Source organism: Pantoea sp. DY-15 (genome assembly GCF_019795935.1).
Taxonomy (GTDB): domain Bacteria; phylum Pseudomonadota; class Gammaproteobacteria; order Enterobacterales; family Enterobacteriaceae; genus Pantoea; species Pantoea leporis.
The window spans coordinates 199,852-214,817 of sequence record NZ_JAIMIF010000007.1; the positions used below are offsets into that span (position 1 = coordinate 199,852).

Consider the following 14,966-nt stretch of genomic DNA (forward strand, 5'->3'; position numbering starts at 1 on the left):
ACATTATATGCTCAGTTTACCAGTGCGTCAATTTGATGTGGTTAACTGGTAAACTGATGTGGTAGTGAAGGAGCAACTTAGGCAGAATCGGTAAATTTGGAATAATAGACTTCTACACACAGAAGTTCATATGAACATCAAATGGCAGCTTTCGACCGCAGTGAATCGCCACGAATAATCTAGACACTTTTGAGCCGTTGTGGAGTGGCTCCGGGCCCATAGACAAATCTGCCTTATATTTGTAATGCGCCCGATCGTGCAATCACCCATGTGCCCTGAAGGAAAAGGACATCGTACAGAGGCGCAGATATGTCGTTTAATAGCACTCTCAGAAACCAATATTCACACGAATCATCACCATTTGATCGCGCGTACGCTGCGCATCAAGCCCCAGCATGCCCTGATAGGCAAACCCGGGTGTAATGTTGTAAGGCATTAGAAAATCAATGCCTGTGCTCACGGTCATGGTCTGTCGGCTCGCCTCCGTCAGCGCCAGGCGCCATGTATCGTCCGCAGTGTCAGCATAACCGACGCGCGCGGTACCGCTGTCGCTGAGCGTCTGTGCATACTCGACACGGCCCTGCAGGCGCAGCACGCCCCAGCGGGCTGGCACCGAGCGTTCGCCACGCAGGCCGGCGGCTGTCACGACTTGCGTAACCGACTGTGAGGCGTAGGCAAGGCTGTATGCGCCCGCGCCAGACTCACTGAAGCCGTCTAACCATGAGCGGGTGTACTGCAGACGGGCGTAGGGTGAAACGAGGCTGTCCGGCGTAAGGAATTCATAACCCGAGGTGAGGGACGAAAAGGCCTGACGGCCCGATCGGGAGCCACGCGCCACGGCATCGGTGCCCGCTACCGCCCGTCGGCTGTCAAAGTCCAGTACGCCGTGTCCCATCAGGCCATCGACAAAGAACGGTCCCGGGTGATAGCTGCCGTAAAGAGCTGCGCTGAACGCGCGGCCGTTGGTCCGTGTACTGCTGTCGCCAACATCGCTGACGTCCCGACCAAAGCCTACCCCCATGCCTCCGGTAAAGGACCCGTTGAAACGGTAGTCCGCGCCAGTGGTCACACCCACGGTAGTGTGGCTAAAGCGCACGCCATCAGCGTTGTCACCCCCGAAGTCAACATAGCCGCCGGTCCACCAGGAAAGCCGCCGAGGCTGTTGCGATGCAGAGAAAGGAAGGGCAGGAAAGGCCGGCCGGGCCTGAGCGTCGTCCTGGCCGGATTTCTGCTGCTGTTGCCAGGCCTGTCCCCACATGCTCTGGTCCGTATTGTGCTCCGGCCCGGATGATGGCATGGAAAATCGAACGCCGGTCATGTCAGTAGGAAGATCGACCCCGCGGTGTAGCTGTTCCAGACGTTCACTGAAGTTGCGCAGCTGCGCGCGGGCAAAATTCTGCGCAGCCTGGTACTGCGCGCTCACCATGCCGATGACGTCAGTATCTTTAGAGGGGTCGGGGCGCGCGGTAATGTTCAGGGTTACCCGGGCAGGTGACGTTACCCCGGCCACGCTGGTGAGGACATAGCGGAGGGTGACGGTGCCACTGGCCTGCGCGGCGGCAGTAAACAGCAGCTCATAGTCGGTATCGGAAGCACGAACTGAAGCCTTACCCAGGCTGCTCTCTGGCTGGTCCAGCAGTCGGGCGCCGGTAAATGGGCCTCCGATCGCCCCGCTGGTCAGGCCTACTGTGACCGACTGGCCAGCGGAAACCGTGGCGGCGTGGTCAGCCGCAGTCGGTGCCGCAGCGGCAATCACCAACTTATATACCTGCTCAAGTTTCAGGCCCGTCGCGTCGGTCACCTGCACGCTGAACGTGCTGGTTTCGGTGACCAGCGGCACTCCCGAAAGCTGGCCGTCAGCAAAGCTCAGGCCGCGCGGCAATGAACCGCTCAGCTGCCAGTGATATGGCGCTGTGCCGCCTGAGACGCTGAGTGCCTGAGAGTATGCCTGCCCGGCCTTACCCTCTGGCAACGATCCGCCCGCAGGCAGAAGCTGTAGAACCAACGTCGGCTCGATGGCACTTACTGTCAGCGAGTAGTTGGCCGTCCCGCTGGCGCCCAGACTGTCAGAAGCTGTGACCTGGAAACTGTAGCTGCCCGCAGCGGACGGCGTGCCGGTCAGGACACCCGTTGCCGCGTTCAGCGTGATCCCGGCTGGCAGGAGGGTTGCGCTAAAAGCATAGGGCGCGCTGCCGCCAGCGGCCGTCAGCGTCTGGCTCCAGCTGCTGCCAACCGTTGCCGGGGGAAATGCGCCACTGGCGGGTGACAGTGTCAGCAGTACTGGCGTCACGGTGAGCGACACGCGGGCGGAGGCGGAGGTTCCGCTGACGTTCGTGGCGGTATAGGTAAAGCTGTCGCTACCTGAATAGCCTGTGGCCGGTGTGTAGGAAACTGCGACCCCTGAGGTTGCAAGGCTGCCGTGAGCAGGTGGACTCACGATGCTGACCGACGTCGCCGCGCCGCCGGAAAGAATTAGCGGAATCGGATTATTGCTGCTGTTGGCGGCCACGGTGGCCACACTGTCGCTGACCACCGGCGAGGCGGCGGTGACGTTGAGGGTGTAGCTGAAGCTTCCGGTGGCGCCGTTTGCGTCCGTTACGGTGACCTGAAAGCTGTAGCTGCCGATGGAAGAAGGGGTGCCTGACAGCGTGCCCGCTGATGCATTTAGCGAGATCCCGGCGGGCAACGAGGTGGCCGACCAGGCATAGGGAGCAGTCCCTCCGCTGGCCGTCAGACTCTGCGACCAGGCGCTTCCGGCGATAGCTGCCGGCAGCGGGCCCGCCGCAGGTGTGACTGCCAGCAAAGGAGGGCTTACGGTTAATGACACGATGGCATCAGCAGAGGTGCCTCCACCGTTGGATGAATGCCAGGTAAAGCTGTCACTGCCGGAGTAACCAGCCGCAGGCGTATAGGTCACCGTGCTGCCGCTAACAGCGGCGCTGCCGTGGATCGGCAAAGAAACGATGGTCACAGCCGTTGCCGCGCCACCGCTCAGTGAGATTGGTATCACATTATTCGTACTGTTTGCGGTTACGGTGTGAGCGCTGTCAGACGAGACCGGCGGGGCATCTGCGCGTGTAACGCTGATCGTGTAAGCGCGGGTTGTACCGTCCTGGGCGGTGACAACCACCGGAATACTGGTCGTGCTGGCGGATGCCAAACTGACGGACGGAGAGGCCGAGCCGGACGCAACCGTCGTGCCGTTGACGGTGACGGTGGCATGGCTTTCGGTGACAACGGGCGTGACGGTTACCGATGAAATACTGCTGGCGACAGAGGCACTGTAACTGCTGGTTGATGCACTGAAAGACGGTGAAAGGGTGCCTGAAGAAAGCGAAAGCCCTGTAAGCGTCGCGTCTCCTGAGGCAGTAGAGACGCTGCTACAGCTGAATATTAGGTTGCTTATTTGACCGTGCGATGTCGTGGCCCGCACGGCCATGCCGTTGGTCTCCAGGCTGCCCGCCGGTACGGTAATTGTCACCGTCTCAGCGGTGCTACTGGTTGCGTCGGCGGCGTTATAAGTCTGGAAACTGCTGAGGTTGTATCTGGCAACACTAACGCTGTCGGCGTTAGTGGCATTTCCGGCATATGCCGAACCGCTATCGGTAAAGCTCAGGGTCAGGGCGTCACCGGGGGCAAAATCGGAAGCGGGGTAACGGTTCGAACCGAAGGACAGTGAGGTTGAACCCGACAGGGCGTTTACCGCGGCGCAGCCGTTGGAGAGCGCGAATGCCTCCGGTATTACGCAAAATAGCGCACATGCGGTCGTCAGGCCGACACATGCCCGCCGTAAAAAATCAGCACACCCCATAGTTCACCCGGAAAAGTTTTGAAAGTTTTTTTAAGATAATTCCTATAAGTGTAAATTAACATGACATTTTAATACCATAAATAGTGGCTGACGAATTTAAGCGTGCCGGGCGCAGTACAGCGGATAAACAGTGGAAACAGCCAGTTGTGACGGCTTTAGGATTAATAAGTTTTGTTAATGGGATTCTTGTTGGTTTTAAAAACTACGGATGCGGGTGCTGCTGAAGGCAACCTAATCAAATGACAGGTAAAATAGATCGGCATTCAACCGATAACAAATATGTACCGAATTCAACCTTCAGGCTTTAGTCGAGGGTGACTCTGCAGGCTTGGATAACACCAATTTCTGAGTACATACCCATTTGAATAAAGAAGATTTCAGCCGAGCCGCGAGTATTTCTGCCCAGCTGGCTGACAGATGTTTTGACCCTTTACAGGCTGCAATGAAAGAATTCAGCATCAGCACGCCCCTGCAGCAGGCTCATTTTATTGGCCAGCTTGGGCATGAATCGCTTAGTTTCAAACGGATAATCGAAAACCTGAACTATTGCGTCAAAAGGTTGGATAAATTTGGGTCGCGGCTTAGCATTACACAACGCGAGCAACTGCGCCGGAAGGATAATGCCCCAGCCCTGACACCTGAACAACAACGGGCTATTGCCAATATCGTTTATGGTGGGAGATACGGTAACTGCGGCGCAGATGATGGGTGGCGCTATCGTGGACGTGGGCTGATACAGATAACCTTCCTGGACAACTACCGGGCTTGCGGGCGCGCCATTGGTCTGGATCTTGTTAAAAACCCCGATCTACTTTTAAAAGATGTTAATGCTGCTCGTTCTGCTGGCTGGTTCTGGCATGCGCATAACTGCAACACTCTGGCCGATGCAGGCGATGTTAAAGCCATAACGAAGAAAGTGAACGGTGGTGATAGCGGCCTAAGAGAACGAGTGGCGTTTACAGTCACCGCTACAGGCATTCTTTGCGGAAGACAGACGCCTTAATATTTACCGAATTTTGTTTGTGTCAGAACTCCACAGGTATTGCATTTTTTAAGATGAGCAGCTGACAGCTGCCTTATAAGGATATTGAGATGAAATCAATTGCGGTAAAAAGTTTTTCAGCATTTATCAATGAAGTAGAGAAATTAGATAAAAATCAGAAAACCATACTATTTAGAGGACAGACCACCAAAGGTAATCTTCTGCCTAATATCTGCAGATCCCATCCTGACGAGGACAGCACGAGTCTGGAAATTAATACGCTCAAGGAGCTCAGAAGGATGGGTAATGCTTTCATCAATGATGCAGCAATCAGCGACTGGGATTTACTGATGATGGCTCAGCACTTCGGTATGAAAACCCGTCTTCTTGACTGGTCGACAAACCCACTTGCTGCCTTGTGGTTTGCCTGCTCTGACAGTAAAGACGGGACTGCCTACGTGTATATACTAATGGCGGATGAGTACATTTCCAATTCCACTAAAGGTCCTTTTGAAAACGGAACTACGCGTGTTGTCCGGCCAACTTTCAACAATGCTCGAGTAATGGCGCAGCATGGATGGTTTACCTGCCACAAATATTCAAATAAAAATAAACGGTTTATTCCACTTGAAAAAAATGCCGACATCCGTGATTCCGTCATTGAACTAAAGATCGAAGAAAGCCTGCGAGAATCAATGCTCATCTCGCTAAACCGTAACGGGATTAACAGCAGCACAATTTATCCGGATCTGACGGGGCTTTGTCGTTACCTGAACTGGATGCATGATTTATCGGGAGTGCGGGAGCGGGACGAACTGGCAGCGTTGTAATCATAAGCCTCCATGTAGAGTGTTTAGCCCGGAGGGGGTCCGCAGTGACTATCTTTATCGGGCCTGGCAGGGACATACCGGCTTTTTGAAATTTATATCTGTGTCGAAAGGTTGTTCAGTCGCCATCTAATGGCTGGTGTGTCCATGATCTTACTTCGTACCTTCAACCCTTGAGAAAGGCTTGCTACAAATGCGTCTGGAATGAGGTTACAGAATTCCTGCTACGGATGTTATGTTGAATCGTTGCGAATCGATTTCAACAAATTTACCGCTTCACTGCCCGGTATTAGAAACTGCACCCGGTGCCGGGCGGTCACATCCAGCGCAAACAAACGCGTGTAAATTTCCGTCTACTTCGCGCTCTTGTGCCCGAGCAGGCTCTGCAGCGCCTTGAGCGGCGTGCCGGCGTACAGCATGTGCATGGCGTAACTGTGACGGAAGGTGTGCAGGGTGACCGGAACGGAAAACGTCACGCCCCCTGACACCGCAGCTTCCACCGCCTCGTTCAGCCAGGTGCGCGCTGTGCGGTCGGTGATCTCCCAGAGGCGCACCTTTTCAATACGTCCCGTCTTTTCGCTGCGGCGCTCCAGCGGAATGCGCAGGGTGGCTGTCATCATTTCCAGCTGCGTCACGTACTGCGCATCGGACAACGGCACCAACCGGTGAGGCACAACACCGGCTGCCCGGCGTCCGGCTCGGTGCTCCGCCTTGTCCTCACGCTGCTTGAGCGTGGCCAGCTGCACGAACGGATACTGCTGGCGCAGCAGAAAGTCCCCCCGCGTGAGCGCCAGCGCCTCGCTGATGCGCGCGCTGGTGTTCCACAGCGTGGTGAATAGCATCTTGCGGCGCAGGTCGGGCATGAAGTGGAGCAGGGCGCTGACCTCCGGCGCAAGCAGATACTTGGGCAGGTCATCGACCAGCGCGGCCGGCGGGTGTGGCTGAGAATAGGTTATCAGGCTGCTCATTAAATATGTTCTCTGGGTTATTAACTCTGCGTGCATTAAAGGAATTGTTACGCGCGGTCGCTGGCGGCTCTGGCAGCCCGCCTTTTTCTTTCCCTTTTCCACACCCTCCAGAGCACGTTATAAGCCGACCAGTCAGTATCCTGTAAGCGGCATTCCGGAAGGCCGGTAGATTTCCGTAGCAGCATGGCCAGGATCACCGCCTTCATGCAGAGACGGGCAAACTGATACTGTCGTTCCCGGAAATAATCAGAATAATCCGGAGGATGGTTATATTCTCCGACGCCACGGACGGTTCTGATGGCATCATTCTGCAGCACCGGCAGCTGCCTGATGCAGTACATCAGCGCTCCCTTAAGTGAACGCCAGTCGCCGGACACGTCGGTCAGTGCAAGATCAGATAATCACCGTCGGTTCACGTTCAGTCTGAGGATTTTCGTCACCGGCGTCAGCTGCAACGCACGCGCTCTCTTTAGCATACTGTTCAAGCAGGAATACCAGCTCGGTAGCGATGAAAAACTGCTCTCTTGCTAGCTTTTCCTTTGACGCCCGCGTTTCATTGAGCAGGCTTTCGGCAGCAGCCGTTTCTTCACGCACACGCGCATAGCGGTGACTGAGACGGCTTACCAGAAGCGCGACGCCACTAGGGTAGAGTTTCTGTATATCCCGCGCGGCGAAGGCAGCAGTGCAGCTCTGGGAGTGGATGGCGCCCACATCACCATGACCCCGAAAGAGTATCTGGTGCTGGAGGCGGAGTTTCTGGCGGCTATGGAGGCGCCGGAAACGGCTCCCGTGCTGGCCGAGCTGCGCGCCCTTTATGGAAATCTCTGATGTTTGAGCTTGCAAGGACATAGTCAGCACGGATGAAACCGAGCCCGTAATGATGCCAAACGCTACGGTTGCACAGCCGTAGCGAACAGGTTAACTATTAAGCCGCTAGCCCGAGTGAAGGATCACCTTGTATATTTAAGGACAAAGCTGCCACGCAGTCATATACGCAACTAAACCTATCTTATAAAAAAAGCAGAAAATGAAGCATTTCATTCGTCCTTAGTCATACATATCGTCAATATACTTAATCGCCTGACATTGATCTGTTTGCCCTCTGGAATAATAATGAACATTTCCATCACCAGTTAATATTATAACAGTTCCTTTTTCATCGAACGATATGCCATTAATTCTATTATTAGAGGTGGTTATATTGATAGAATGATACATTTTAAAATCTCTTCTATCTATAAAGTAAACTACCCCCTCATCACTGGCAGCTAGTAATATTGGGTCTATTGGTGAAGATTTTATATACATAATATCATTGGCCGATAAATTTTCCATTAGTAAATCGAGACCTTCCTTGTCAATCAACCAAGGTTTATAGATAAAGTTATCCATAGTTTCACTATCGGTTATGAGGTTAAATACCGATCCTCTTCTTGCCGATATTGTTCGAACGGTTTTTCCTAAAAAAGTATTACCTATGACGTGGAAGTGATTTTTATCAATATATATAATATTACCACCAGAGCAAGATAAGGCTATGATTCCATCATTAATCTGCTCAATACTGTAAATATATAGAGCGCCCTCGATATTGATATCAGATACAGAATCAACCGTGTCACGAAAAGTTATGACCTTTAAACCATTTACTGCACCTACCCAAAGGATCTTATTATCGATAAAACGTGCAGAATAGAAATTGTCCTGATCAGAATTGATCACTGTAGATTTACGTCTGACATTGTCCAGTACAGCAATTTTATTCGGCCCTATTAAAGCAGTAAGCCTTCCATCCGGACTTATCTTAATACAGACTAAAGACTCATTATCAATAGGTGAATTAAAACTAAAACTTTCAGAAATGACGCCACCACCTATGGTAGCTAGTACATATGATGTTGAAGGTGAATAATCCAGATCGACAATATTTTCATCAAACCCTAATATAGGCTGACACAAGGAATCATTTAGTGAATAGACATTCACATGTTCGCCAAAAATAACCTGCTGCCCATTTAAACACTGAAGATTTGTATTTATGCCACTTATCGGTGTTATTACTGTGTTTATATAATGATACTCAGGCAGATCACTAAACGTTAGTGACTCATTCAGACTTGAGTAAAACCAAGGACGTTGATTATGAGGCGGGATTTTAGTAACTAATGCCCCCACATTCTTGAAAACATCGTCAATATTTATTCTATGCTGCAGCATCTGTTCGCTAAGGTTTCGTGCATAATGACTTATGCCGATGCCATCATAAGCTTTTTCTCCCGAACTGGTTGAATAAGCTATTGCAACGCCCTGGTAATTCATATTAGAATCAAGACTATTTTTAATAGCGCTTTCAAATTCATTTAATTGATTATCTGACCAGCCATCAATGCCATTACGGCAGGAATCTAAAACAATGATTTTATTTTTAGATGCATTTTCCAGTGATTTAATAATCTTATCGACACCGAAGACAAAGCTAGCAACTAAAAAAGGGTTCAAATCATAAAGATCAACCGGCAAGAGATAGCCTTTGCCTCTTATTTCAATGGCATGCCCAGAATAATAGACCAATATCAAGTCAAAATCATTACCCTTCGATAATATTTCAAATATTTTTTCAAAATCATCCGCATTAACATTGTAGTGTTTTTCTACTGTAAATCCACGACTAATTACTGAATGTTCAACACTGGCAATATCATTATCAGGCGTATCTAAATCATAATCTGAAAGTTTATATTTACTATTGCTTATTAAAATGGCATGTCTTTTACTCAATTAACCATCTCCTATTATAGTTAAAAAGTTTACTTAACAGCTTCACGAAAAACAATCCTTCTCGGTAAAAATTGATATAGGTTTTCACCCGGCGCCATAATGTGAACATTATCAAGATGTTTAAGCGAAGTATTATTAAGTATATTCGAAATTGATTGCTTAAAATTTGCTTTACAACCAAAATACACCGAAGCTATAGCTAGCGGGTTTATTCTGAAAAAAAACATCGCATCAGCATCGTTTATTCTCCTGAAAATTTCCATTTTTATGCTCTGATCGCCCATTTCCTCATGCATCTCATACTCATCCGGAAAAGTAATCTTTATGTTTTCATTATCATATTTTTCTAAAATAATTTCAGCATCATCCAAGCATGCAGACCGAATAAACTGATTATCTTTGCATATTATTACATCAGCATCATGTAAACGTACTACCGATCGCTGCTCTTGCTCATAAATCCAGTCAATGGATTTAGTAAAAAGAATAGTCTGGTAAAACTTATTCCAGTGAAATTCAATTGGTTTATCAGGGTTTGAAAATTCAGGCCTCTTAAAATCAGGCAAAACCCTCCGATAATCTACTTTTTCCGGCATTTCAAAACAAGTCGCCATAAAGTCTTTTTTAAATCGCATGGAACGACCATCAATATCTCGGATGGAAGATGAAAAAAAAGGAACACTAAAATCAAATTCAACAACCACGCCTTTGTGTTCATCTCCATAATGAGCCCACATTAATGTATTATTATAACTTTCTGTGAGGGAGATGACGCCAAGCTCATTAATGTCTGACTCGATTTGCCCCATACTATTTTCAATGGCATAATCATCAGAATCGTCGTATGAGTTTTTACATAGCAGGCCAAAATAATCCTGATGATTAAGATATGCATCACGGACTTGTTCTTGGTTGAAATATCCTTCAAATGGATCATTGAGATGCTTAGCCGGTGTAGCTCTAATCATCGGGTTGGAAAAAAAATCAGATCTTAACTTCATATATTTATATAAAAAACGGGTCATCCAGACACTCCTTTGAAATTTATAAGAATTAGACAAATCAAAACAACTGACGTATAGTTTTTAACACATATGAATCATCTTCAAATAAAAAGTTATTTCACTTTTTATAATTTTCGCGTGTGCCCCACCAAATCTTTTTCTTGCACTTACGTTACCTCTAGGGAGGATAGGTTAAACTCTATAACCACTTCTTACTGTTTACTGAGTGATATATGGAGTGCCCCCGTTCTCGTAGACATTCTCTGTCCTCAAGATGAGGCCTTTACGAAGGCCTATGGACTGACGCCTCACTAGTGGCTGTAGCGTCGGGTCCGGTTGTAGAAGACTTCGATATAATCAAATATATCAGCCCGGGCCATGTCCCGGGTTTTATAGATCCGCTTTCTGATGCGCTCTTTTTTTAGCGAGCTGAAGAAGGATTCTGCCACTGCATTATCCCATCAGTTGCCGCGTCGACTCATGCTGGCTGACAGGTTTTTTAACCTGGCAGAACCGTCGCCAGTCATCGCTGCCATGGCTCAACAGGCTGGCAGTCCGATATGAATTAGTCTTCTGTAATCCACGCAACGGGAACCAATTTGATCCCATCACGCCATTCAGGTAAACCAACAACCCCGTCAATGTCTCCCCATACTTCCCGTGAAGCATGATCGAGTACGATAAGCTGAAGACGCCCTTTTTCACCCAAGACGACACTACCCATCACTTCAAATGCCCGTCGAACGGCTTCCACATCTTCATCACGGATGCGTGGTTCATCAGGCAAAATCTGTCCCTGCTGCTGAGCAGGTTTAGGAAAATAAACCTGACTCGGTTGGTCAAGCACCAGAAACCCGGGTACAGGACTATAGGCCTGGCTCAGATAGAACTGGTGAAGAGATAGCAGAACAGCCAAATGATATGATAACCAGTTAGAACCACTGCCAATCTCAGAAAGAAAGTCATCACGGTCCGCATTTAGAACTTTGATTGTCAGATCGTTTATTTCCAGAGATATTGGAGCAGAGGGATTTTCTACATCCAACCCATGCAGGAGTTTACCGGCATTAGTATTGATTATCCGTAATGCACGATGTTTGCGGGCTTCTATATCTTTTTCTCGTAATTCGACTTCCAGCAGTTCAACCTGTTCTCGAAGATTTTCCACTTCTTCAGAAAGCTCGCTGTCACGGCCAAGGCTGCGATGTAACGTCAGGGAGGACTCAATATTACCAAGGAAACGTTCGGTACGTGATGTGGAAAATTGCAATTCGCGGGCTTCTCTGGACCTGCCTGACAATGCGCGTTTACGCATCTGAACCATCTTCAGACTCTCCGCTACGTTGTCAATATCACGGGTGACCCGTTGCAGTTCTCTGTCAAGCGCGCTGGTAACATCGCGATTATTTTCAACGCCTGAAGCGACTTCAGCCTCTGCAAGGCGGTTAACAAGCATGTTCAATCTACGCTTCGGCGAATCGGTGTGGGTGCCGCACATGGGGCAATCTGACTCATTACCGGTATAAGACAACAGCCATTCTGATAACCCAAGACGATCGCGCTGCAGATTTAAGGCTTCTCCGTATTGCTGAACCCCACCCTGCATTCTGTGCATTTCTTCCAGGCGATGACGCAAGGTATGCAGCTCAAGAGAAAATTGACGTTCTTCACTTTCTAATTGACGGAGTTCTTTCAGCGCATCGCTGATGGTTGATGCCGTGACACTTAAAGTGAGGTCTGTCCGGTTAATCATCTCTTCAAGATGGTCAATCATGTCATCACGTGAGATAAGCCCTTCGGGGCGGGAAATTAACCCGAGCTCGTGCGCGGCGCTGTATTTTGAATGCAGGTCAGCAAGCCATTGTCCAGATATACGCTGAACTTCCTTTAGCTCGCGCTCTTTGCGATGCAGATTCTGCCGCGTTCTGTTCAGCTCAAATTGTTTCGCCATCATGTCAGAAGTTATGGCGCCAAGGACATATGGAAAAATTTTTCTCAACTTTTCCCTATGTTCGTAGGTGTTTGTTTTGAAAAAAAGAACATCCGGATTAGCAACTACGTTTTGAGGCTGAAAAGTAAATGCTGCTAGATCGCGAAACGCGGGACGCCCGTCAAATCCGGCGTTTTCTTCTCCCCCTGAAAAATCAAGGTTGGATAAATTAGCAAGATCATCAAGCAATCTTTTTACCGCTACAACATTGGTATTCTTGGTCAGACGCCCGGGAATCTTGGTGATTTTCTCAGCCTCCAACAGAAACATGTCATTCGTGCTGCGCTGTGCGCCGGGCTCTTTTCTAGCGAGGAGTTTTTCACCTTGCTCAGTTGCGACTACAATCCCAAACCATTCGCAATACTTGCGGATGGTATTAACCGGAATGGAGCAGGTACTTGATCCCAGACAATAGTCAATGATGGGGATAACAGCCGATTTGCCAGTACGTGAAGCTCCACTGATGACGTTGACCTTACCGAGTTCGAAATGCAGCAAACGGGGCTTAAATATCTTATTCCTTGGCCACAGAACAATTCCCCGTATTTGAAAATACATCAGAGTTTCACCTTAAGTGTTGAGAGGACCTCATGCTCAGAGAGCTCACCAAACCACGCCCCCAGTTTTTCAGACATTCCTAGCAGCAGCTTGACCTCTGCAGATAAGCCCTGCGCTTTGGGCCGGGACAATGGGATAACATCTCCGTTTTCTTCCAGAAGAATGAGTTTTCCCGCCACAGCCAGTTCAATAGATTGCAGGCTGAGTTTACGCCATCGCACGGCACGTTCTTGTATCTGGAACAGAAGATCCTGCTTGGCAGCGGAGGCATCGCCAAACTTGGTAGCAAACGCCCTCAGACCAGAACTTTTATAGGTTCGTCTCACCAGCTCGGACGTTTCTTTATGCAGCAATACCGGTAGCACCAGAAATAGGTAGTGAAGAGGGAGTGGGGCAGGTATGCGTTGATTCTCTACATAACCCGTGCAAAAGCGCCATAACATCGCTGCACCTAGAGCCGGGTTCTGAATATTCTGAATCTCTCTGGCCAGCAATTAGGTCACCTTTTTATTCTTTAAATGTGTCACGTAGTCAGGATGCCAGCCAACCGTTAACTCATCAGCCAGCATGTGGTAACAGCCCGGGATAAAATGGCCCGGTGCTGACATGGCCTGAACTGGTGCATTGAACTGCATGCAGTCTGAATACAGCAGAAGTCCCTGAGCTTCAGCAGGTAGCCCCCTGTGCAATAATCCGCAGGTTCGTTGTTTATGCACCCACGACCGTTGCAGGACGTCATTCAGGTCATCAAGAGAAGATTCATCGATTTCACCCCGGAGTGCCCAGTCTGTCCGGTCGAAAGATGCCCGCAGATAATCGTTTATGGCACCCAGTTGTTCTTCAAAGGGGAGCTCAATTAATTCAAGTTGACGGATAAAGTTATCGGGTAAATGCCCGATAGAAACTTCCTCCGATGGAGCCTGAGCGCGGCTAGACAAAATCATCTTCCGATCGATCTTTTGGACATAAGAGGTATACCATGAGTGAAAATCATCGCGTCCTATAACAGCCGGCCTTCCTGATTCGAGCAACTTATCAATGTGACGCTTAACCTTGCCACAAAGATGGCTGCAGATATCGCTAACGCTGGAAGCCGAGACAGGGTGTCTGCGAACAGATGCCTCTAAATCCTCATGGGGACTGCCGCTGCCCAGGGTCAATTGAAAGTTACAAATTAGAGGAATGACAATCCTCTCTTCGGCTGCGAATACCTTTTCGACATACTGCGAAATCTCTTTAGCCACTTCGCCACGCAATGGAAAGTGGGGCGCATCTCCCCACAAAATAGTTCGGGCTTCGTTTAACGCGACACGGGCATCTTCAGCGGTCTTTGCTTTATTAAAACTCTCAACCACCCTTCCTCCCACGACACGGGAAACATAAAGCTCAAAGATTATTTTTTTTTCAGCGAAGTCTGGAGATGATGCGGCATCAAGCCAGTTGGAGAATGTTTTCCATAGTGACTTTGCACGATCGGCTGCGGGGTTTGCTGTGAGGGCACTTTTACTCTGAATAAGTGTGACTTCCCCTGTTTCATCTTCCTGAGCGACATCGTCCAGCAGTTCAAGGCTACAAAAACTGCCCGCAGGAGCCTGAAGCAGCAGATGAGTAAGCCGGGTAAACTGAAGGCTGTATCCTAAAGCCTGTCCCGGTACTTCGGTTCGACGTTTGGACTGAGAATCTCCCTGCGCACCAGATAACGTCATACAAATCCTCTTAATAACGATTAGTTTTCGAAATTTAATAAATTCATAAAGTAACAGGGGCTAATTTCGCCCTATCCAGAGTTAAGATTTATCTTACATCCAAGTGGTTCGATTTGAAGAAAAAAAAACCCTCTCGACGCGTATCAGAATCAGATCACCACTGCCCAGATAAATCTAATCGCCAGAAAATTTCGGGTCTGCAGGCTTGGGACGTATAAGGGAACTGAAATCAGATGCCATGCACAGGTCTTTAATGTCACTGCAGATAAGCCAAAATCGCATCTGGGACTTTTTTTTAGATGACGCGGATGAACCACCTGCAGATATCACCATGTACTACTG

General features: G+C 49.1%; 11 protein-coding genes and 2 pseudogenes. 3 read left to right on the top strand and 10 right to left on the bottom strand.

Going from position 1 to position 14,966, the window contains the following annotated elements; genetic code table 11:
* Positions 1–328: 328 nt before the first annotated feature.
* On the bottom strand, positions 329–3,811 hold the full coding sequence (locus tag K5Y32_RS22545; protein ID WP_255602795.1) for an autotransporter domain-containing protein: 3,483 nt from the start codon (positions 3,809–3,811) through the stop codon (positions 329–331).
* A gap of 361 nt (positions 3,812–4,172) precedes the next feature.
* Between K5Y32_RS22545 and K5Y32_RS22550 the strand changes: the two genes are divergently transcribed.
* Together K5Y32_RS22550 and K5Y32_RS22555 are read left to right on the top strand one after the other, a co-directional pair.
* A complete protein-coding gene (locus K5Y32_RS22550) occupies positions 4,173–4,814 on the top strand; it encodes a glycoside hydrolase family 19 protein (RefSeq protein WP_222185902.1) in 642 nt (213 codons plus the stop codon).
* Positions 4,815–4,903: 89 nt separating this feature from the next.
* Entirely contained in the window at positions 4,904–5,623 is a 720-nt protein-coding gene (locus K5Y32_RS22555; protein ID WP_222185903.1) for an FRG domain-containing protein, read from the top strand.
* Positions 5,624–5,853: 230 nt separating this feature from the next.
* On the opposite strand, the pseudogene K5Y32_RS22560 reads toward K5Y32_RS22555, so the two are convergent.
* From K5Y32_RS22560 to K5Y32_RS24970, 3 genes and pseudogenes are all read right to left on the bottom strand, one after another.
* Positions 5,854–6,588, bottom strand: a pseudogene (locus tag K5Y32_RS22560) (tyrosine-type recombinase/integrase).
* Between the two features lie 47 nt (positions 6,589–6,635).
* Positions 6,636–6,929, bottom strand: coding sequence for a hypothetical protein (locus tag K5Y32_RS24965; RefSeq protein WP_255602796.1), 294 nt, complete (start codon positions 6,927–6,929; stop codon positions 6,636–6,638).
* A gap of 52 nt (positions 6,930–6,981) precedes the next feature.
* Complete coding sequence (locus K5Y32_RS24970; RefSeq protein WP_255602797.1) at positions 6,982–7,182, bottom strand: hypothetical protein; 201 nt, start codon at positions 7,180–7,182, stop codon at positions 6,982–6,984.
* A gap of 12 nt (positions 7,183–7,194) precedes the next feature.
* Here K5Y32_RS24970 and K5Y32_RS22570 point away from each other — a divergent pair, with 12 nt between their 5' ends.
* Positions 7,195–7,416 (top strand): hypothetical protein, encoded by a 222-nt coding sequence (locus K5Y32_RS22570; protein ID WP_222185904.1) that lies wholly within the window; start codon positions 7,195–7,197, stop codon positions 7,414–7,416.
* 219 nt (positions 7,417–7,635) lie between these two features.
* On the opposite strand, the gene K5Y32_RS22575 is transcribed toward K5Y32_RS22570, so the two are convergent.
* The 6 genes and pseudogenes from K5Y32_RS22575 to K5Y32_RS22600 form a co-directional block, all read right to left on the bottom strand.
* On the bottom strand, positions 7,636–9,366 hold the full coding sequence (locus K5Y32_RS22575; protein ID WP_222185905.1) for a caspase family protein: 1,731 nt from the start codon (positions 9,364–9,366) through the stop codon (positions 7,636–7,638).
* 29 nt (positions 9,367–9,395) lie between these two features.
* A complete protein-coding gene (locus K5Y32_RS22580) occupies positions 9,396–10,391 on the bottom strand; it encodes a DUF2971 domain-containing protein (protein WP_222185906.1) in 996 nt (331 codons plus the stop codon).
* 290 nt (positions 10,392–10,681) lie between these two features.
* A pseudogene (locus tag K5Y32_RS22585) lies at positions 10,682–10,907 on the bottom strand (IS3 family transposase); the annotation flags it as partial.
* 28 nt (positions 10,908–10,935) lie between these two features.
* Positions 10,936–12,918, bottom strand: a complete 1,983-nt coding sequence (locus tag K5Y32_RS22590; RefSeq protein ID WP_222185907.1) for a DUF3732 domain-containing protein — start codon at positions 12,916–12,918, stop codon at positions 10,936–10,938.
* Positions 12,918–13,412 carry a three component ABC system middle component gene (locus K5Y32_RS22595; protein ID WP_222185908.1) on the bottom strand — a complete coding sequence of 165 codons (495 nt, stop codon included), beginning with the start codon at positions 13,410–13,412 and terminating at the stop codon, positions 12,918–12,920. The genes K5Y32_RS22590 and K5Y32_RS22595 overlap by 1 nt, the downstream gene beginning before the upstream one ends.
* Complete coding sequence (locus K5Y32_RS22600; RefSeq protein WP_222185909.1) at positions 13,413–14,624, bottom strand: ABC-three component system protein; 1,212 nt, start codon at positions 14,622–14,624, stop codon at positions 13,413–13,415.
* Between the last annotated feature and the right edge of the window lie 342 nt (positions 14,625–14,966).